Here is an 18,928-nt window from a genome sequence, read left to right as displayed (position 1 = left end):
AGAGAACGTTCCCCACCACAGACCGGCCGCGCACGCCCCGCCGAGAGCGTCGAAGAGCAGGTGCCCCGCAGTGTCCCGCAGTCCTTCATCGTGGAAAAGTGGAACAGCAGAGAGGTAGTCGATGCTCGACAAGGTGCGACAGCCGCTGAAACACCGGCCCTTCCGGCGGGTGTGGCTGGGCGAGACCGTCTCCCTGGTGGGGGACTACAGCTTCGAGGTCGCCTTCATCTGGCTGATCCTGAACGAGACCGGATCGACGACCACGCTGGCCACGATCCTGCTCGTCCAGGCCGTCCCCCGGGGCGTGCTGATGCTGGTGGGCGGCGCGGTGACCGACCGGCTCTCCCCGCGCGCCGTCATGTTCTGCTCCCACACGCTCAGGGGGCTCGCCGTCGCCACGCTGGGGCTGGTCGCCCTGACGGACCACGTGAGCACGTGGCACCTCTACGCCCTCGGCGCGCTCACCGGCGTCGCCGAAGCGTTCTTCTGGCCGGCCGCCGGCAGCATCATCCCCTCCCTCCTGCCGCCCGAGCACCTCGCCCGGGGCAACGCGCTCGTCGGCTTCGGGGAGCAGGGGGCCCGGCTGCTGGGGCCGATCCTGGGCGGCGCCCTCGTGGCCGCGGTGGGGACGTCGACCACCATCCTGCTCAATGCCTTCACCTTCTTCTTCGCCGCCCTGACGGTCTTCGGCGCACCCCGCAGACAACCGTCCGACCAGGCGGGCGACCAGGCCTCCGACCAGGCGGGCGAGGCCGACGAGGGCGCCAAGTCGTTCACGGCGATCCGGCGGGAGATCGTCGAGGGTCTCCGCTACGCCGGACGCAGCAGGGAGATCCGCACTGTCCTCCTGCTGATCGGCGCGGCGGCCCTCAGCTACAGCGGCCTCTTCAGCGTGGGGCTTCCCGCGCTGGCCAAGACCTTCCCCCAGGGCTCGCTCGCACTGGGCGTCCTGCTGTCCGCCTGGGGACTGGGGCAGCTGATCGGCACCATCGGCGCGGTCTTCACCGGGCTGCCGCGCCGCTGGGGACTGCTCATCATCGGGATGACGCTCTGCGAGGGGACCGCCTTCGTACTGCTGGGCTTCCTTCCCAGCGTGTGGAGCGCGGCGGTGGTGCTCACCCTGCTGGGGATCGGCGTCGCGTACTCCAGCGACGTCGCGCTGCCGACGTTCATCCAGACCAGGACCCCGACGGACGTGCTGGGCCGGGTCAGCAGCGTGATGGAACTGCCCCGGGCCACGCTGGAACCGCTCTCCATCGCGGCCATGGGCCTGCTGGTCGGCTGGGACATACAGTGGGCGTTCGTGCTCGCCGCGATTCCCATGCTGGCCGTCGGCCTCCACCTGGCCCTCGACCGCGAGGCCCGCGCGCTGAGCACCACGGCCTCGGAGGAGCATCCGGCGGCGAAGGATCCGGATCCCCTCGTCTTATAGGCCCTGTCCGCCGGTGGTGGCCGGCGACCGGCGTCTCGTCGACCACCTCATAGCCTGGGACCCGTCCACCTGGGACGCGACGAGGCGCCGCCTCGTGCACCCGAGGACGACGTGGGGAGGGGAGGGGAGTCGATGAGTCTTCGTCAGTTCGAGTACGCCCTGGCCGTTGCCGAGGAGGGTTCGGTGACGGCCGCGGCGGAGCTGCTGCACGTCGCCCAGCCGTCGGTGTCCCAGCAGATCCGCGCCCTGGAGCGGGAGCTCGGTGTGGAGCTGTTCGCCCGCACGCCGACCGGGCTGGTGCCCACCGTGGTCGGCCGCGCGTTCCTGCGGGAGGCGGAGGCCGCGGTGAGCGCGGCGCGGCGGGCGAGGGCGACGGCGCGGGCCGGCGCCGACGAGCTGGTGGGCGAGCTGACGGTCGCGGTGCAGATGGGCTTCGGCACCCGGCAACTGCCGGGCGCCTTGGGCGCGCTGCGCCGCCGCTTCCCCCGGCTGGAAGTCACCGTCTTCGAGGAGCCGAGCTCCGCCGAGATGGAGCGGCTGGGCCGCCGGGGCACGCTGGACCTCGCCCTGATGGCGGTGTGCGAGCGGAGCCCCGCCGACGCCCACCACCTCGGCGACGAGGAGTTCGTCGTGGTGCTGGGCGCAGGGCACCGGCTGCTCGCCACGGACCGGGTCGAGCTGCGCGACCTGGACGGGGAGCCGTGGGTGCGGTTCGACCGCGACAGCGCGCTCGACGGCGTGCTGCTGGACGTGCTGCTCGAGAACGGGCTGACCCCGACCACGGTCGCCCGGGTGTCCCAGACGGCGACGGCCGTACGCTGGGCCGCCCACGGGCTGGGGGTGACACTCATCCCGGCCTCCGCGGTGCCCCACGGCCACGAGCACCTCGCGCGCCCGGTGTCCCCGCCCGTCTCCCAGCCCGTCATCGCCGTCGTCCGCCACGCTGCGGGCCCGGCGGAAACGGCCCTGCTCGAACTCCTGCGTCAGGAGACCTGGTCCGAGCCCTTCTTCGCTCCACCGCCTGGGCTCATTCCCGCGATCGGCACACCGGGAATCCGCCCAGGCCGGTGATCTCGAATGGCCGCGCTTTCCGGCCACAACCCCGGATTCCTCGGACAACGCGACAGAATATCGCTGTCGAACCTCCTCCGGAACGGGTGCGGCCACGGCTACCACCGAGCCGATGGTCGCCCGGGCCAACGGATGCGGCGGCTCACGGGTTCACGATCCCGAGCAGAAGATTCGGGAAAGGAATTTCCACCGGTCAAAGGAGTGCAGCAAATACCAGAATTGTGAAGTGTGCATGGCATTTGCCCTTGCTTACTTGATTCGCCCAAATCCCTTCCGTTCCCGGAACGAATCTGACAGCATCGTCCGCTATCCGGCGACCGAATGTCGGTGATCACTGCGCCGGTGCGCCCGCGGGTGTCCGTCCACGGCCGATCTGTGCCTGGATCGGATCAATGGGTGGGCCGGGATACGACTGGGGGGAGAACCTGATGCTCGGCTTCGTCGTGCGCCGACCGCGCGGGCGACCGCCGCTGGCGGCTGCCGCCCCGCTGCTGTCGGCCTTCCCCATCGGACGCCGCCGTCGGGACGTGGCCACCCGGCTGCGCCACGTGGAGGAGCGGTGACCCCCCGGACCGGCACCACCGTACCCACCACCGCGCCCACCACCGGGACCGCTCCCGGGACCGCCCACCGCCCCGCGCGCTGGGTCCGCACCAGGCTGCGGGCGAACCCGCTGGCCGCGCTGCTCATGGCGGCCCTGGCGTTCGTCGCCGTCTTCCTGGCGGCGGCCTTCCCCCGCATCGCGGACCGGGGCGCGGACACGGCGCTCCAGGACTTCGTCGGTCACAAGGGCCTCAACCAGACCAGCCTGCAGACCACGTCCAAGACGCGGGACGACGACAAGGCCGCCGAACTCGACCGGGTGCAGCGGCAGCTCACCGAGATGGTCGGTCGACAGCTGACGCTGACCCAGTCGGGCCAGGCCTACGGCGCCCGCGCCCTGGGCGACCGCGTCATGGGCAATCCGGAGTACGACCGGTTCGCGGAAAGGAGGACCGACCCGGCCCTCGGCCTGCTCTACCTGCACGACCTGGCCGCCCGGGCCACCCTCACCGACGGCACCTGGCCGACCCCCGGCGCCGTCGGCGGTCCGCTGCCGATCGTGATCAGCGAGAAGGCCGCCGAGAGCATCCACATCAAGCTCGGTGACGTCATCGACAACGGCACCGAGGGTTCGGGCGCCAAGCGGACCACCGTGGTGGTCGGCCTCTACCAGGTCAACGACCCCCAGGACCCGTTCTGGGAGGAGCTCGGCTGCCCGGCCCGCGCCTGCCTGAGGGCCGACCCCGAGCACGAGCACTGGATGACCAGCGGATTCGTCGACGGCGACAGCCTGCCCGCGCTGGCCCGCTGGGGTTCGAACGCCGAGAACTTCTGGCGGCTGCCCGTCGACGCCGCCTCGCTGCACGCCGACCAGCTCGACCGCACCCGCGGCATCCTCAGCTCCTTCCTGACCGGGCGCGACGCCACCGCCCTGGCCGACGCGACCCGGCGTCCCGACCTGCACACCTCCTCGGGCCTTCCCGAAATCCTCAACCGGGCGGACGACCGCTACCAGGCCTCGCTGCCGCTCAGCACGATCGGCCCGGCCGCCGTCGCGGGCGTCGCCACCGTGGTGCTGTTCCTGGCCGCCGCCCTCACCACCGACCGGCGCACCGCCGAGATCAGGCTGCTCCAGGCCCGCGGCGGCTCCCGTGCCGGGGTGCTGCGACGGCTGATCGCCGAGGGCGCGGTCACCGTCCTGCCGGCCACCGTGCTCGGAACGGCCCTCGCCCTGGTGCTGCTGCCCACCCCCCGCTGGGACCGCGCGGTGCTGGCGGCCCTGGCCGCGGCCCTGATCGCGCTGCTGGCCTTCCCGGCCCGCGCGGCCCTGCTGTGGGCACGCCGGCGGCCGGCCGGCGGCCGACGCCGACTGGTCGGCGAACTCGCCGTCCTCGCCGTCACCGCCGCGGCTGTGGCAGAGGTCCGGCACCGGGGCGTCGGCACCGGCTCCGGGCCGGATCCACTGCTGGTGGCCGCCCCGCTCCTGCTCGCCGTCACCGGCGGCCTGCTGCTGGCCCGGATCGAGCCGGTGGTGGTCGGCCGGCTGGCCGCCCTCGTCGGCCGGGGCCGCGGCCTGATCGGCTTCCTCGGCCTGGCCCGCGCCGCCCGCGACGACTCGGGCCGCCGCCGGCCCTCCGCGCTGCCGCTGCTCGCCCTGGTCATCGCCGTCACCACGACCGGCTTCGGCGCCACCGTGCTCGACACCGTCGATCACGCCCGGACCCGCGCCGCGCGCATCGCCACGGGCGGGGACATCGGCGTCTCCCTCCCGGGCTACGCCACCCTGTCCGAGTCGTTCACCAAGGCCGCCGACGCCCTGCCGGGCGTGCGGGCCTCGACCGCGGTCTGGGTCGAGCCCAACGCCCGCATCGTCGGCGCCGACCAGCGCTACACCGAGGCCTACCTGATCATGGTGGTCGATCCGGCGGCGTACGCCGAGATCGCCCGGACCCTCGGGGCCGGCGAGTTCGATCCGGCGAAGCTGGCCGGGGCGGCCGGCGGCCGGGACACCCCGGTGCCCGCGCTGGTCAGCCGCGACCTGGCCGAGCGCCTGGCCGCAGGGTCGTCCCAGGTGCGCACGCCCAACGGCAACGACCTGCGCCTCGCCGTCGCCGGGACCGTCGGCGCCACCCCCGCCCTGCCGGACCCGGGCAAGCCGTTCGCCGTCGTTCCCGCCGGCCCCGCCTGGGAGCGACTGCCGGACGCCAAGCGGGTGAACCAGTGGTTCGCCGTCGGCGAGATCGACCCCGAAGGGGTCAGGACGGCACTGCGGGACAACGGCGGGGTCCAGCCGACCGGCCTGGCCAAGATGATCGCGGACGACGCCGCGGCCGTCGGCAAGGCCGTCCGCGGTCTGCCCGCGGGATACACGGTGCACAGCAGCCGGGAGACCGTCGCCGAGCTCGGCGACGACCCGCTGCAGCACGCCGCCGGGCGGCTGTTCCGGTACTCGGGTGCCGCCGGCGCCGGGTTCGCCCTGCTCGCGGTGCTGCTGACGCTGTTCCGGGCCGCGCCCGACCGCACGGCCGTGCTCGCCCGGCTGCGCACCATGGGCCTGCGACCCCGCCAGGGGCTGGCGCTGATCGTCGCCGAGGCGCTGCCGCGGACCCTGGTGGCGGCCGTCGGCGGCGGGCTGGTCGCGGTGGCGGCGGTCGCCCTGCTGGGCGGCGCGTTCGACATCTCGACCCTGGTCGGTGCCAGGGTCGGGGAGGTCGTCACCCCCGCGCTGATGCCGGTGCTGCTGCCCACCGCGGGCCTGGCCCTGCTGGTCGGCCTCGGGGTGGTGCTGGAGACGCTGGTCGCCGGCCGGCGCCAGATCGCCACCGAACTGCGGGCGGGGGAGCAGTCGTGACACCGCGACGGCGGCTCTCCGCGATCACCGGATGACCGGATGACCGGCCCTCGACCCGGTGGTCGAGGGCACGCGGTGCCGCCTCAGTCCTGGTCCAGCTTGGACAGGGCATCGGTGATCAGGCGGGTGGCGAAGTCGTGGTCGTCGCCGGACACCCGGTTGACGTGCTCCGCGAGCAGGGTGGCCGTGGCTTCCAGGGGGTTCATCTCGGCGTCGGTCCAGGGCCCGTACTGCGCGCGCCACAGGTTGGGGCTCAGGCCGCTGCCCGCGGCGATCACCAGGCCGGCCATGGTGGGGATGACCTCGGGGCGGAAGGTCCTGGGCATCATCCGCATCGTGGCCACGAGGGTGGGCACCACGTGCTCGATGACGTCCTTGTCGTGCTCCTCGCAGGCCGACCGCAGCCAGTTCATGAACAGGTAGATGAGCGTGCACGCGCCGTCCAGCAGCGCGTTGAACTCTTCGGGGCCCACGGATGCGGCGAACTCGTCGACCAGCCGCTGCTGTACGGGGTCCGTCCCGGTCCTACCGTCGTAGACGGCCTTGAGCCGGGAGTCGATCATCATGAGCGCGGTGCTCACATCGCCGACGGCGGCGTATCGGGGGTCACAAGGCGATGACACGGGACTCCTTCTCACACGGCCGCGGCGGGTGCGCGGCAGGTCCGGTCGCAGGGTTCGTCGGCCGGTCGGGTCACCGCCCGACGGTACCGCTCCCCGTTGCGGCCGGGCGCCCGTTTCCGCCCCTCGCCCACGCCCCGGCGGGCCGCCCGCGCTCACCCGTCCGCGGCGGCTTTCCGCAGGTCCCGGTGGTACGGCGGAACGCCGGGGGCGGTGGTGCGGCCCCCGGCGATCCGGTTCCACTCGTCAACAGCGCGCCCTCAGTACGTCATCAGTACGGGTGAGCCGTCCGCGCGGTCGCGGCGGCGCTCGGGGCGGCGGAGGATGAGGGTACGGGCGGGACGCGATGCGGAAGGGGCGTGGCGCCATGGACGTCGGGCCGGTCGAGTACGCCGTCATGGCCTTCCCGGGCAACCGGTTCCGGGGGGCGATCCTGCCGGAGCTCAAGCGCCTGACCTCCGAGGGGATCATCCGCATCCTCGACCTCACCTTCATCAAGAGGGACGAGCGGGGGACGGTCCGCGTCCTCGAACTCGATGCCCTGGACAGCGACGAAGCCGCCGTGTTCGCCGAGCTGGACGGCGAGGTCATGGGCCTGCTGAGCGACGAGGACCTGGCCAGCGTCTGCGACGAGATCCCGGCGGGGTGCTCGGCGGCGATCATCGTCTGGGAGCACCGCTGGGCCGCGCCGCTGCTGCGGGCACTCGACGACGCGGACGGGGTCCTGGTCACGCGCGAGCACGTGCCGCACACCGTGGTGGCGGCCGACCTCGCCGCGATCGGTCTCTGAAAGATCGGACTCCAAAAGGGGAGCCGGACTCCGAGAAGGAGCTGTCATGATCGGCCGTCGTCTGTCGCGCAGCGGGCGCCCGGGGCTCATCGGCACCGCCGCCCGCACCGCCGTCATCGCCGGGACCGCCACGTCCGTGTCGAGCAGGGTCGCCGCCCGGCACCAGCAGGCAACCGCGCAGGCGGCCCCGGCACCGCCGTCGCCCGCACCCGCGTCTCAGGCCGTGCCGGGCGCCGCGCCGAACGACCAGACGCTCGCCCAGCTCGAACGCCTCGTCGAACTGCGGCAGAGCGGGATGCTGACCGACGACGAGTTCACGGCGGCCAAGCAACGCCTCCTCACCTCGTGAACCCCCTCCGCCGGACGGCGCCCGCACGGGGGCAGGGCCCGACCGGGCCCGCGCGCTGCGCCGCCGTGGTGCGGTGATGGAGCCCGTGACGGCGGTGCTCGCCGAACTCGTCGAACGGCACCGCGCCGATACCGCCGGTGACGTCGCCCGCTACATCCCCGAACTCGCCCGCGCCGACCCGCACGCCTTCGGCCTCGCCATGGTCAGCGTCCAGGGCCACGCCTATCAGGCCGGTGACGCGTCGGCCGCCTTCACGATCCAGTCGGTCTCGAAGCCCTTCGTGTACTCGCTGGCACTGTCGGAGCTGGGCCTGGCGGAGGTGGCCAGGAGGGTCGGGTTCGAGCCGAGCGGGGAGCCGTTCAACGCGATCAGCCTGGAGGCCGGCACCGGGCGCCCGGCGAACCCGCTGATCAACGCCGGGGCGATCGTGACGACCGCGCTGATCGGCGGCGACTGCGAGGCCGCGTTCGAACGGATCCGCGACACCCTGTCGGGCTTCGCAGGCCGCCGGCTGACGGTCGACGAGGACGTCTACCGGTCCGAGGCCGCCACCGGGGACCGCAACCGGGCGCTGGCCTACCTCACGCTCTCCCAGGGCGTGCTGGAGCGCCCGGCCCAGCAGGCCTGCGACGTGTACTTCCGCCAGTGCGCGATCGAGGTCACCGCCGTCGACCTGGCCGTCATGGGCGCCACGCTGGCCAACGGCGGGCGCAACCCGGTGACCGGGCGCCGCGTCGTGGACGCCGACGCGGCGAGCGCGACGCTGTCGGTCATGGCCACCTGCGGCATGTACGACCACAGCGGGGAATGGATGCTGAGGGTGGGCCTGCCGGCCAAGAGCGGCGTCGGCGGAGGGGTCTGCGCCGTGAGCCCCGGCCAGTTCGGCGTCGGCGTGTTCAGCCCCCCGCTGGACCCTCGGGGCAACAGCGTCCGCGCGAGCGCCGTCCTGCGGGAGCTGTCCGCCGAACTGGGCCTGCACGTCCTGCGGCACACCGAGCGTGCGCGCTCACCGCTCCAGGCGGTGCGCACCGACCACGGCGCGCACCACCTGGAGCTGTTGGGCGACCTCGGTTTCGCCGCCGCCGAGGAGATCGTCCACTGCGTCCGTCGCCTGGCCCGCGATCAGCCCCGGCCGCTGGTCACGGTCGACCTCTCCCACGTCACCGCCGTGCGCCCGATCGCCCGCAGGCTGCTGGCCGACTGCGCCGCCGGCCTCCGGGCCCGGACGACGGTGCGCTTCGTCGACCCCGCGGGCCTGGTCCGAAGGCCGTCCGCAGACCGGAGCGACACCCCGGCCGAGAGAGCCGAGTGAGCACCGGCAAGCACAGGTTCACAGCTTGACGGGTGCGCCCGGCCCCATCGGGATGCCGATGGCGTACCAGGCGACGAAGAACAGCAGCCAGGCCACCGCCACGATGACCGTGTAGGGGATCATCAGGGAGATGACGGTGCCGACACCGGCCTGCTTCCTGAACTTCTGGCACTGCAGGACGATGAACGGCAGGTAGACCATCAGCGGGGTGACGACGTTCGTCGGGGAGTCGCCGACCCGGTAGGCGGCCAGCACGGTCTGCGGCGCGACGCCGAGGCGGATGAACAGGGGCACGAAGATCGGCGCGAAGATCGCCCACTTGGGGATGATCCCGGGGATGATCAGGTTGATGACGTAGGTCAGCAGGATGAAGGCGATCAGGAGCCAGATCGCACCGATGTTCGCGCTCTCCAGCTGGTCGGCGAGCTGCACGGCGACCACCGTGGCGATGTTGCTGTAATTGAAGTACGAGATGAACTGGGCGATGATCAGCAGCAGGAAGATCAGGCCGCCGAGCCCGGCGAAGGTCTTGGTGATCGCGTCCATCGCGGCGGCGCTGCCGCGCAGGGTCTTCGCGCCCGCGCCGAAGGCCAGGCCCATCACCAGGAACGCGATCATGATGATGACGATCAGGCCGTCCATGAACGGCGAGTCCTCGAACAGGCTCCCCGTCTCCGGGTTGCGCAGCGGCGCGCCGGGGATGAACGCCAGCAGCGTGACGGCCACCACGAGCGCGATCAGCGAGAGGCCGGCGTAGCGCAGCCCCCGGGCCTCGGCTGCGGTGTCGACGGGGGGCTCCTCGCTGTCCGCGACGGCGGCGGTGTCCCGCGGCTGCCAGGGGCCCAGGCGGGGTTCGATGATGCGTTCGGTGATGAAGGTGATGACGATGGTGAGGAACAGGGTGGAGCCGATCGCGAAGTAGTAGTTCGCGGTCAGGTTGAGGGACTGCCCGGGGTTGACGAGCCTGATCGCCTGGTTGGTGATCTCGGTCATGATGCCGTCGATCGGGGCGATGAGCAGGTTGACGCTGAAGGCCGCGCTGACCCCGCCGAAGGCCGCGGCGATCCCGGCGAGCGGGTGGCGCCCGGCGCTGATGAAGGCGACCGCTCCCAGCGGGATGAGGACGAGGTAGCCGGCGTCGGAGGCGATGCTGGACAGGATGCCGGCGAAGACGATGATCGCGGTGAGGGTCTCCGGTGGTGAGATCCTGACCAGGCGTCGGATCAGGGCCGCGATCAGTCCGGCCTCCTCCGCGAGCCCGACGCCGACCATGATGACGAGGATGACCGCGACGACGCCGAAGTCGTTGAAGTTGTGCGCCGCGGAGGTGAACAGGAACCGGACGCCGTCGCCGGACAGCAGGCTCTCGACCTTCGTCGTCTCGACGACGGTCTCGTAGTGGTGGGTGTACGTCGACTCCGGCGGCAGGTGGGTGCCCGCGTACTCGGTGCCGCCCTCGTGGACCTGCGTGGCCGGGTAGGGAACGGACTTGACCGTCTCGCCGGTGACGTGGACGTCGAACGCGGCCAGGACCGCCGACAGCACGATCACCAGGACGCACAGCAGCAGGAAGATGATGGCCGGGTGCGGGACCTTGTTCCCGATCTTCTCGATGGCGTCCAGGACGCGCCCCGACCCTCCGCCGGACTTTCCGTTCCCGGAGGCGGTGGCGCTCTTGTCCTGCGGGCCGTCGGCCTGGGCGTGGGCGAGGGCGCTCACCGGCCGGCCTCCTCACTGATCGAGCGGGTGGAGTCGGTCCGCGCGGCCGTCGACGGAGGGGTGAAGGCCAGCGCGAGCTCTGCGAGCAGGCGCGCGCCGAAGCCGGTGCAGCCCTTGGTGCGCCAGCCGCTCGGCTTGTCGTTCTGGGCCGGCCCGGCGATGTCGATGTGCGCCCAGGGGCGGCCGGCGACGAACTCCTCCAGGAACAGCGCGGCATGGATCGCCCCGCCGTTGGGGCCGCCCATGTTCTTCAGGTCCGCCACCTCCGAGTCCAGCTCCGGCCGGTAGCGCCGCGACAGCGGCAGCTGCCAGGCCGGCTCGCCGGTGCGGGCGGCGGCGTCCAGGACCTGGTCGACCAGCGGCTGGGCGTTGCCGAACACGCCCGCGGTCTCGGCGCCGAGCGCCCGCAGACACGCGCCGGTCAGGGTGGCGATGTCCACGATCGCGTCCCCCGGCTCCTCGCCGGCCAGGACCAGGGCGTCCGCCATGACCAGGCGGCCCTCCGCGTCGGCGTTGACCACCTCCACGCTCGTGCCGCCGCGCATCCACAGCACGTCGCCCAGCTTGAGCGCCGAGCCCGAAGGCATGTTGTCCGTGCACATCAGGTAGCCCGTCACGGCCGTCCGGCAGCCGAGCCCGGCCAGGACGCACAGGGCCGCCAGGATCGCCCCTGCACCGGACATGTCGTTCTTCATCGTCGCGTGCACGGCGTCGGCGGGCTTGAGGCTGATGCCCCCGGAGTCGTACGTGATGCCCTTGCCCACCAGGGCCAGCCGGGGCGTCCCGTCACCGGCGCCGGAGGGCAGGTAGGTGAGCTTGATCATGCGGGCTTCGTCCACGCCGCCCCGGTTCACGCCCAGCAGGCCGCCGCAGCCCAGCTCCTCCAGCTCCCGCTGCCCGAACACCTCCACCCTCAGGCCGCACTGCGCGCCGAGCCGCACCGCAACCTCGGCCAGGTCCGGCGCGGTCAGCAGGCTGGGCGGCGCGCTGGCCAGGTCCCGGGCCAGCATCGTCGCGCGGGCCAGCCACACCCCGCGCTCTGCGCCCCGCTCGACGGCCTCGCGCGAGTCCGAACCCGAGCCCGAACCCTCCACGACCGTGACAGTCTCCAGCGCCGTGCCGGACGGCTCGCGCTTGAGCGGATCGAAGCCGTAACGGGCCAGCAGCACCCCCTCCACCAACGCCTGCGCCGCCTCCGCCGGCGTCGCACCCGCCCCGGACGGCACCACGACGGCCAGCCGCGAACGGCCCGGCACCGCGAGCGCCACGGCCGCCCCGGCGTCCCTCAGCACATCGGGACCTGCCGCACCCTCCGGCCCCGTCCCGTAGAGCACGACGTCCGGCCCGTCCTCCCGGGGCACCAGCAGCACCCGGCCCGTCGCCCCCGTCATGCCGGCGGCCTCCACGGCCCCCGGGCCCAGCCCGATCCACGCCGGCACCGCCACCGCCCCTTGGACCACCGGCAGCCCCACCGCCTCCGGATCTCGCACCGCCTCCGGATCCCGGGCCGGCACGACGTCAACCCTCGGAACGCGGCTCCACGAAGGAATGAGATCGAGGGCTGCCCTGCTCTGCGCCACTGTGCTCTCCTCTGCTGGGGCGGCGGTCCAGAGGCCGCCGGTCCCAGCAGCCGCTCCCCAGTAAGACGCACGGTCAGGGCGCTTCCAGGACACGCCACGCGCTGTGCCCCCAAACGCACGAACGCCCGGCGCACCGGCGTCGGCGCGCAGGCGGGGGTGGGAGGACACACCCTAGGCTTGAGGCCGCACTGGTCCGAGGGACGGGAAGTCGGCTGCCGTGACCGATCGCAGCACAGAGGATGATCAGTCGAAGCCGAGCATCGCCCGGGTCTACGACTATCTGCTCGGCGGCAAGGACAACTACGCCGTCGACCGCGAGATCGGCGACTTCTTCATCAAGGACCTGCCCGGTTCGCGGGCGATGGCCTTCGCCAATCGCGGGGCCCTCGTTCGCGCCGTGGCGGCCATGGCCCGCGACGGCGTCTCCCAGTTCGTCGACATGGGCAGCGGCCTGCCCACCGCCGACAACGTGCACCAGGTCGCCCAGCGGCACCGTCCGGACGCGCGCGTCGTCTACGTCGACCACGACCCGGTCGTGGTCGCGCACAGCCGGGCCCTGCTGGCCGCCGACGACCGCACCACCGTGATCCGGGCGGACCTGCGCGCGCCGGAGGCGCTGTACCACGACCCCGGCCTACAGGAGTTGATCGACTTCGACGAGCCGGTGGGCGTCGTCTTCAGCGCCGTGCTGCACCACCTCACCGATGCCGAACGCCCCGCCGAGCTCGCGCGCTGGTGGGTGGACCGGGTGCGGTCGGACAGTCAGGTCTACATCTCCCACTTCCGCTCCGGCGGGAACGAGGAGACCCGGCTCATGGAGCAGAAGCTGCAGAGCAGTTTCGGCCGCGGCCGCTGGCGCACCGACGAGGAGATCACCGGCCTGTTCGACGGCCTTGAGCTCCTCGAACCGGGCCTGGTCCCCTGCTCCCTGTGGCGGCCGGACCCCGCGCCGGACGACGACGGCACCGGGAACGGCGTGGACAGGCCCGCTCCGACGGTGTGGGAACAGCTGATCTCCTGCGCACTGGCCCGCAAGCCGTAGCCGGCTGTTGGCCCGCGCGCCCCGTACACCGGTCCCTCCACGATCCGTTTCGCCACCGCCGCAACCGCTGTCGCATCGCTCCGCGACGTCGCCGACGGCTTCCGGTGCAGGCGGACCGAACGTGTCAGCCGCAGCCGCCGTGAGGGTGCCGCCCGGCGCGCGGGTCGTCCCCCACCCCGCGGTACGGCGGGAGGCGCCCGGCCGACAGTCAGTCGAAGTCGTCCGGATCGACGCCGCGTATCAACTCGGCGAGCCGGGCGCGGTCGTGGAACGCCTGACTCAGGAGCGCGGCGAGGCGTTGCAGAGCGTCCAGGTCCCGACTGCGGGCGATGAACATCCCCGCCTCGGGATCGTAGGTCAGCCGCTCCGACACCTCCGGCGCGTGCGCGAGCACCGCGGCCCGGGCGACGCCCGCCCAGCCGTACCCGTTGCCGTACTGGCCGCAGGCCTCGAACTCGTCCTCGACGGCGACCATGGCGTCGTCGGTGAGCATCAGGTAGTAGGACTCCGGCTCGTGGTCGTAGGCGGAGAGGATCAGGGGTGCGTAGGTCGTCCGATCGGTCATGGGACCGACCTTAGCGGCGGGGTCCGACAGCGGCGGGCGAAGGCTCCCGGGCCGCACTGCCGGATCGTCACTCCCGTTACCCGACCCGCCTGCGACTCTGCACGACAAGGGCGACGATCTCCTCGGGCAGTTCGTCGTCCACCGCGATCCGGACCTCCGTCACCGTGCCGGGCCAGTCGGCGATCAGATCGTTGCTCAGCGCGTCGTTCTCCATGGCGGCCATGAGTTCGCCTCCCCGGACCGTCTGTCCGGGCACCACCAGGACCTCTGTCACACACCACGGGACGCCCATCTTGGGCGTCACCACGAACTCCACCGGCCCGAGCTCGCGCCAGACCGGGGGCGTCGGCGGCCCGCCGATGCGCTGCTCGACCAGGTCCAGAGCCGTTCCGGCGCGCCGGGCGAAGTCGGAGTCGTCCGCGAGGTGCTCACGCAGCAACGGCCCGACCGCGCGGGCATCGCCCAGCCGGGCCAGCGTCTCCACCGCCTCGGACCGCATCGCAGGGTCCGCCAGACACCCGACGACGGCCTCCGTGTGCTCAGCGGACCCGTTCTCTGCCAGACCGAGCAACGCCCGGTGACGGAACTCCGGGCTACCGGAGCGAAGTTGGCGCTCCAGGAACGGCACCGTCCGCGGGTCCCTGACATGTGCGAACGTCTCACGGGCCAGCAGCGATTCGAGCGAGGGGTCGTCCGCCAGCGCGTCGAACAACCCATCCGGGAGAGCCTCCGCCAGGAGTACCTGCAGCGAGGCGGGGCGCCGGTACTCGTCCCGGTCGCGGCTCACGATCTCCGCCAGGTCCCAGCTCTTCTCCGCCCGGCCCGCGAACACGTCGAGGAGTCGGCGAAGGCTCACCGGTCCGGCAGCCACCAGGTCCTCCAGGGCGCCACCGTCCCCGTGCATGTAGCGCGCGAGGAGGCTGTCGATCCCGTCGGTGGTCAAGTCCATGGAAGTCAGCCGGCTTTCGGTGGATCAGCGGGTCGCGGTAGGTGCCCGGACAGTCTCTCGCGGCCGCCCGGGCGTTCAACATTCCGTCATGTGCGAGTACTTCCCGGCCACTCACCTCCGCGCCTTGCTCGGGGACACTGCGCGCGTTGCCCTTGCCGTTCTCTGCCAGCTAGGCCGGGTGTGCCTCGTTCCTGGCCGGCGCCGTGTGGCTCGGGGGTTGGAGGCGTACGGGGAGGGTCTTCAGGTGCCAGTTGAGCGGGTTGGTGCCGCGTTGCAGGTGCTCCGGGTCGACGGCGAGTTGCAGGTCGGGTACCCGGCTGAACAGCGCGGCCAGGGCGACGGCGGCCTCCTCCTGGGCGAGGTGCGCGCCCAGGCAGCGGTGCGCGCCGTGCCCGAAGCCGAGGTGGGGCTCCTTGCTGTGGCGGGTGCGGCCGAGGTCGAGGCGGTCGGGGTCGGCGAAGGCGGCGGGGTCGCGGTTGGCCGCGGACACCATCGGGAGGACGGCTTCTCCGGCGCACACCGGGGTGGCGCCGACGGTGGTGTCGCGGGTGGCGTAACGGGGCAGCGCGCGCACGACGGGCCCGCAGTAGCGCATGAGTTCATCGACGGCGTGCGGCATGAGGGCGGGGTCCTCGCGCAGCAGGGCGAGCTGGTCGGGGTGGGCGAGGAGCGCTTCGGTGCTGTTGGCGATGAGGTTGACGGTGGTGATGTGCCCGGCGACGACCAGGTTGGTGATGAGCGAGACGAGCTCGTCGGTGCTCAGGCGGTCGTCGTGGTGGGGCGCGAGCAGTTCGGAGATGAGGTCGTCGCCCGGGTCGGCGGTGTGGAGGCCGACGAGGAGGTGGGCGTCGGCGACCATGCCGGCGAGCGCGTCGCCCAGTTCCTCGCCGCAGGTGCCGGCGGCCAGGGTGGCGCTGCGACTCCGCCAGCGGTCGCGGTCGGCTTCGGGGACGGCGATGAGTTCGCAGATGACGGTGATGGGCAGCGGTCGGGCGAAGTGTTCGATCAGGTCGACGACGCCGTCCTCGGCGTGGTCCGGCAGGCGGTCGAGCAGGTCGGCGGCGATGGCTTCGATCCGGGGGCGCAGCGCGGCCACGCGGCGCGGGGAGAACGCGGCGGCGACCAGGCCGCGCAGACGGCGGTGGTCGGAGCCGTCCGAGTCGAAGATCCCGGCGCGCAGGTACTTCTCGTAGCCCGCGTACATGCCGCGGGCCTGCCAGGTCTGTTCGGTGCGGTGGGCCACCTTCGCGCCGGGGACGGTCGCGGCGTCGATGGTGAAGTCGGGATCGCTCATGATCGTGCGGATGTCGTCGTGGCGGGTCGCCACCCACATGGGGTCGACGCCTCGGACGCAGCCCCGCACCAGGTGCTCGCGTTCGCGGATGTGCGCGTAGGAGGTGAACGGATCGCGGACCAGCTCCTGATCCGCCAGGTCCAGTGGTTCGTCGCCGGACTCGGTGGTGGTCCGGCCTTGCGTCGTCATGGTGAGCGCTCCCAACGGGTGGTCGTTCCGTGACGGCATCATGGCGGCCGGACCGCGCCCCACCTGCCGCTATCGGTGCCAATCCACCCGAACGAATGCATTCGCCCTCGACCCCGGAGACGAGGACGCCCGGTCGTCGTCCGGGGCCGCGGTCGGTGTCCGTTCGGGTCGGTGTCCGTTCGGGTCGGTCTCCGTTCGGGTCGGTGTCAGCCGCGACCGGCGGTGGAAGCCCGGACGTGGAGTTCCCAGGCGTGGGTCCGTACCACGCCCGGTTCCGCCGCGCCCGACAGCAGGTCGCTGAGCAGGGCCGCGCATTCGCGGCCGTACTCCGCCGCGCGCAGGTCCACCGCCGTCACCTGCGGGCTCGACCCGCGTGCCGCGGCGCCGTCGACGCAGGCGGCCACCAGCACCTCGGTTCCGGCCCGCAGGCCTGCCCGGGCCACGGCTGCCAGCACGCCGGGCACCGCGCCGTCGGGGGCGCAGACCACGGCGTCCAGGCCCGGGGTGCCGGCGAGCAGGTCCGTGGTGGCGGCCTCGGCCTCGGTCGGCGTGGCCGCGAACGGGACCGTTCGCACGGCGACCTCGACGCCGTGGCGCCCGGTCCAGTCGGCGGCGGCGGCCCGCAGGGCGGCCGCCCAGTCGGATCCCGGGCCGGGGGCCAGCAGCGCCGGGCGGCGTGCACCGCGCTGCGCGAGGTGGTCCAGCAGGGCGGCGAGCGAGGTGGCGTTGTCGCACACCACCGATCCGCTGGGTGCGGCCCCGCCTCCGAGGTAGCGCTCCCCGGTGACCACGGGTACGCCGGCGGCCAGCAGACCGGGCACGGCCGGGTCGTCGACCTCCGGATCGATGACCATCAGCCCGTCGACCCGGGCGGCCAGCCCGCCCTCCGCCGCCTTCCCGGGGGCCAGCAGCACCACGTCGAGGCCATCCTCGCGGGCTCGCTCGACGGCGCCGAACGCCAGCTTCATGTAGTAGTCGAGGCGGGTCGCCGTGCGCGGCAGGTACAGGCCCACTGCCCCGGTGCTGGAGCGGCGCAGGCTGCGCGCCGCCGAGTTCGGCCGGTAGCCGAGCTCTCGGGCCGCGGCCTGGACGCGTTCACGCGTCGCCTCGGCCACCCGGCCGGATCCGAGGAGGGCGTCGGAGGCGGTGCTCTTGGACACCCCGGCCGCCCGGGCCACGTCGAACAGGGTCACGGATCGGCTGGTCACAGCCCGGAAGTCTAGACGCAGAACCGGAGGCCACCCGTGGTCCGGGCGTCTGCGATGCTCCTCGAACCCCCTTGCCGGAACGTTCCGGCAAGGCTTAGGGTCACCCGTGCCGGAACGTTCCGGCACAGCTTCGGCCGCTGCTCCCGACACCATGACCCGAGATGACCCGAGGACCCGCCATGCGCCTGATCACCGCCCTGAACCCGCCCGCATCCCCGGCCCGCACCCGCGCGCCCCGGCGCGCCGCCCTGCGGGTCGCCCTCGTCCAGCAGCGCTGGCACGCGGACCCCGAGCAGCACCGGGCCGGCCTGCTGGAGGGAATCCGCCTCGCCGCCGAACAGGGCGCCGCCCTCGTCGCCCTCCAGGAGCTCACGCTCTCCCCGTACTTCGCCGTGCTGCGCCAGTCCGACCACCCGCAGGCCGTCGAGCCCGAGGACCTGCGCACCGGCCCGACCTTCGCGTTCGCCGCGGCCGCCGCCCGCGAGCACGGCATCCACGTGCACGCCTCGCTCTTCGAGAAGGCCGACGGGCCGGACGGCCCCGACGGCCTCGGCTACAACACCGCGATCCTCGTCGCCCCCGACGGCACCCTGGTGCAGCGCACCCGCAAGCTGCACATCCCCGTGACCGAGGGCTACTACGAGGACACCTGGTTCCGCCAGGGCCCGGCCGGCGAGGACGCCTTCCCCCTCGCCGAGGTGGGCGACGCCGCCGTCGGCCTGCCGACCTGCTGGGACCAGTGGTTCCCCGAGCTCGCCCGCGCCTACTCCCTCGCCGGCGCCGACGTGCTCGTCTACCCGACCGCCATCGGCTCCGAGCCGGGCCACCCCGGCTTCGACACCCAGCCGCTGTGGCAGCAGGTCATCACCGGCAACGCCATCGCCAACGCCACCTTCATGGTCGTCCCCAACCGCATCGGCACCGAAGGCGAACTCACCTTCTACGGCAGCTCGTTCATCGTCGACCCGTACGGCCGCGTGCTCGCCCGGGCACCGCGCGACGAGGCCGCCGTCCTGGTCGCCGACCTCGACCTCGACCAGCGCCACGACTGGCTCGAACTCTTCCCCTTCAACACCACCCGCCGCCCCGACGCCTACGCGCCCCTGACCGCCCAGCGCTGACGCCCCCGGCCTCCCCGGCCCGGTTCCGGCCAGGAAACGGGGAGGCCCGGCTGCGGGGCTGCGGGGCTGAAGGCGAGCGAAGTGGTGAGCCCGGGGCTCGCGGTGTCAATGGTGTTGCGCCTGGCCGATTGTCACAGTCCGGTCCTCGGGATGTCCTGACGATTGTGACGCCGCGCGTGCCACCGAAAGTCACTGATTGACCGTCATGGTGGGTGTCCAGCAAGCCAGCACGCACCGTCATCGGGGAGCCACCATGTCCGTCCGCCGCCGTCGCCCGCTGCTCGTCACCGCCG

16 protein-coding genes are annotated in these 18,928 nt (G+C 72.8%); 9 read left to right on the top strand and 7 right to left on the bottom strand.

The annotated features are described in order from the left end of the window. Positions 1 to 121: 121 nt before the first annotated feature. The 4 genes from AB0O82_RS24990 (at position 122) to AB0O82_RS24975 (ending at position 5,897) form a co-directional block, all read left to right on the top strand. A complete protein-coding gene (locus AB0O82_RS24990) occupies positions 122 to 1,432 on the top strand; it encodes an MFS transporter (RefSeq protein ID WP_363586178.1) in 1,311 nt (436 codons plus the stop codon). A gap of 132 nt (positions 1,433 to 1,564) precedes the next feature. Continuing rightward, positions 1,565 to 2,503, top strand: coding sequence for a LysR family transcriptional regulator (locus tag AB0O82_RS24985; RefSeq protein ID WP_363586177.1), 939 nt, complete (start codon positions 1,565 to 1,567; stop codon positions 2,501 to 2,503). 392 nt (positions 2,504 to 2,895) lie between these two features. After that, positions 2,896 to 3,066, top strand: a complete 171-nt coding sequence (locus AB0O82_RS24980; RefSeq protein WP_363586176.1) for a hypothetical protein — start codon at positions 2,896 to 2,898, stop codon at positions 3,064 to 3,066. Beyond that, on the top strand, positions 3,063 to 5,897 hold the full coding sequence (locus AB0O82_RS24975; protein WP_363586175.1) for a hypothetical protein: 2,835 nt from the start codon (positions 3,063 to 3,065) through the stop codon (positions 5,895 to 5,897). The genes AB0O82_RS24980 and AB0O82_RS24975 overlap by 4 nt, the downstream gene beginning before the upstream one ends. 83 nt (positions 5,898 to 5,980) lie before the next feature. Here AB0O82_RS24975 and AB0O82_RS24970 read toward each other — a convergent pair whose 3' ends face one another. Then, positions 5,981 to 6,520: a hypothetical protein gene (locus tag AB0O82_RS24970; RefSeq protein WP_363586174.1), complete on the bottom strand. Its 540-nt coding sequence runs from the start codon at positions 6,518 to 6,520 to the stop codon at positions 5,981 to 5,983. Positions 6,521 to 6,884: 364 nt separating this feature from the next. Here AB0O82_RS24970 and AB0O82_RS24965 point away from each other — a divergent pair, with 364 nt between their 5' ends. The 3 genes from AB0O82_RS24965 to glsA all read left to right on the top strand — a co-directional run bounded on the left by AB0O82_RS24965 (position 6,885) and on the right by glsA (position 8,968). Continuing rightward, a complete protein-coding gene (locus AB0O82_RS24965) occupies positions 6,885 to 7,307 on the top strand; it encodes a DUF6325 family protein (RefSeq protein ID WP_363586173.1) in 423 nt (140 codons plus the stop codon). A gap of 46 nt (positions 7,308 to 7,353) precedes the next feature. After that, complete coding sequence (locus tag AB0O82_RS24960) at positions 7,354 to 7,656, top strand: SHOCT domain-containing protein (RefSeq protein WP_363586172.1); 303 nt, start codon at positions 7,354 to 7,356, stop codon at positions 7,654 to 7,656. A gap of 76 nt (positions 7,657 to 7,732) precedes the next feature. Continuing rightward, positions 7,733 to 8,968, top strand: coding sequence for a glutaminase A (glsA, locus tag AB0O82_RS24955; protein WP_363586171.1), 1,236 nt, complete (start codon positions 7,733 to 7,735; stop codon positions 8,966 to 8,968). A gap of 18 nt (positions 8,969 to 8,986) precedes the next feature. On the opposite strand, the gene AB0O82_RS24950 is transcribed toward glsA, so the two are convergent. Together AB0O82_RS24950 and AB0O82_RS24945 are read right to left on the bottom strand one after the other, a co-directional pair. After that, positions 8,987 to 10,687 carry an AbgT family transporter gene (locus AB0O82_RS24950; protein ID WP_363586170.1) on the bottom strand — a complete coding sequence of 567 codons (1,701 nt, stop codon included), beginning with the start codon at positions 10,685 to 10,687 and terminating at the stop codon, positions 8,987 to 8,989. Next, a complete protein-coding gene (locus tag AB0O82_RS24945) occupies positions 10,684 to 12,177 on the bottom strand; it encodes a leucyl aminopeptidase (RefSeq protein ID WP_363586169.1) in 1,494 nt (497 codons plus the stop codon). Before AB0O82_RS24945 ends, AB0O82_RS24950 begins: the two co-directional genes overlap by 4 nt. A 307-nt stretch (positions 12,178 to 12,484) precedes the next feature. Here AB0O82_RS24945 and AB0O82_RS24940 point away from each other — a divergent pair, with 307 nt between their 5' ends. After that, positions 12,485 to 13,309, top strand: a complete 825-nt coding sequence (locus tag AB0O82_RS24940) for an SAM-dependent methyltransferase (RefSeq protein WP_363586168.1) — start codon at positions 12,485 to 12,487, stop codon at positions 13,307 to 13,309. A 208-nt stretch (positions 13,310 to 13,517) separates the two neighbouring features. Here AB0O82_RS24940 and AB0O82_RS24935 read toward each other — a convergent pair whose 3' ends face one another. The 4 genes from AB0O82_RS24935 to AB0O82_RS24920 form a co-directional block, all read right to left on the bottom strand. Then, positions 13,518 to 13,874: an immunity 51 family protein gene (locus tag AB0O82_RS24935; protein WP_363586167.1), complete on the bottom strand. Its 357-nt coding sequence runs from the start codon at positions 13,872 to 13,874 to the stop codon at positions 13,518 to 13,520. A gap of 76 nt (positions 13,875 to 13,950) precedes the next feature. Further along, on the bottom strand, positions 13,951 to 14,823 hold the full coding sequence (locus AB0O82_RS24930; RefSeq protein WP_363586166.1) for a HEAT repeat domain-containing protein: 873 nt from the start codon (positions 14,821 to 14,823) through the stop codon (positions 13,951 to 13,953). 169 nt (positions 14,824 to 14,992) lie between these two features. Beyond that, positions 14,993 to 16,306, bottom strand: a complete 1,314-nt coding sequence (locus AB0O82_RS24925; RefSeq protein ID WP_363586165.1) for a cytochrome P450 — start codon at positions 16,304 to 16,306, stop codon at positions 14,993 to 14,995. A 206-nt stretch (positions 16,307 to 16,512) separates the two neighbouring features. Continuing rightward, positions 16,513 to 17,514 carry a LacI family DNA-binding transcriptional regulator gene (locus tag AB0O82_RS24920; RefSeq protein WP_363586164.1) on the bottom strand — a complete coding sequence of 334 codons (1,002 nt, stop codon included), beginning with the start codon at positions 17,512 to 17,514 and terminating at the stop codon, positions 16,513 to 16,515. A gap of 179 nt (positions 17,515 to 17,693) precedes the next feature. Between AB0O82_RS24920 and AB0O82_RS24915 the strand changes: the two genes are divergently transcribed. Beyond that, entirely contained in the window at positions 17,694 to 18,635 is a 942-nt protein-coding gene (locus tag AB0O82_RS24915) for a nitrilase-related carbon-nitrogen hydrolase (protein WP_350876327.1), read from the top strand. Positions 18,636 to 18,928: the final 293 nt, after the last annotated feature.

Source organism: Kitasatospora sp. NPDC088264 (genome assembly GCF_040685715.1).
Lineage (GTDB): Bacteria > Actinomycetota > Actinomycetes > Streptomycetales > Streptomycetaceae > Kitasatospora.
The sequence above is the reverse complement of the archived record's forward strand: the minus strand, read 5'-3'. Positions and strand labels throughout refer to the sequence as shown.

Excerpts from the sequence above, each read along its gene's own strand:
- AB0O82_RS24990 (WP_363586178.1), top strand. The coding sequence starts at position 122 with ATGCTCGACAAGGTGCGACAGCCGCTGAAACACCGGCCCTTCCGGCGG.
- AB0O82_RS24985 (WP_363586177.1), top strand. The coding sequence starts at position 1,565 with ATGAGTCTTCGTCAGTTCGAGTACGCCCTGGCCGTTGCCGAGGAGGGT.
- AB0O82_RS24980 (WP_363586176.1), top strand. The coding sequence starts at position 2,896 with ATGGGTGGGCCGGGATACGACTGGGGGGAGAACCTGATGCTCGGCTTC.
- AB0O82_RS24965 (WP_363586173.1), top strand. The coding sequence starts at position 6,885 with ATGGACGTCGGGCCGGTCGAGTACGCCGTCATGGCCTTCCCGGGCAAC.
- AB0O82_RS24960 (WP_363586172.1), top strand. The coding sequence starts at position 7,354 with ATGATCGGCCGTCGTCTGTCGCGCAGCGGGCGCCCGGGGCTCATCGGC.
- glsA (WP_363586171.1), top strand. The coding sequence starts at position 7,733 with ATGGAGCCCGTGACGGCGGTGCTCGCCGAACTCGTCGAACGGCACCGC.
- AB0O82_RS24935 (WP_363586167.1), bottom strand. The coding sequence starts at position 13,874 with ATGACCGATCGGACGACCTACGCACCCCTGATCCTCTCCGCCTACGAC.
- AB0O82_RS24930 (WP_363586166.1), bottom strand. The coding sequence starts at position 14,823 with ATGGACTTGACCACCGACGGGATCGACAGCCTCCTCGCGCGCTACATG.
- AB0O82_RS24925 (WP_363586165.1), bottom strand. The coding sequence starts at position 16,306 with ATGACGACGCAAGGCCGGACCACCACCGAGTCCGGCGACGAACCACTG.
- AB0O82_RS24915 (WP_350876327.1), top strand. The coding sequence starts at position 17,694 with ATGCGCCTGATCACCGCCCTGAACCCGCCCGCATCCCCGGCCCGCACC.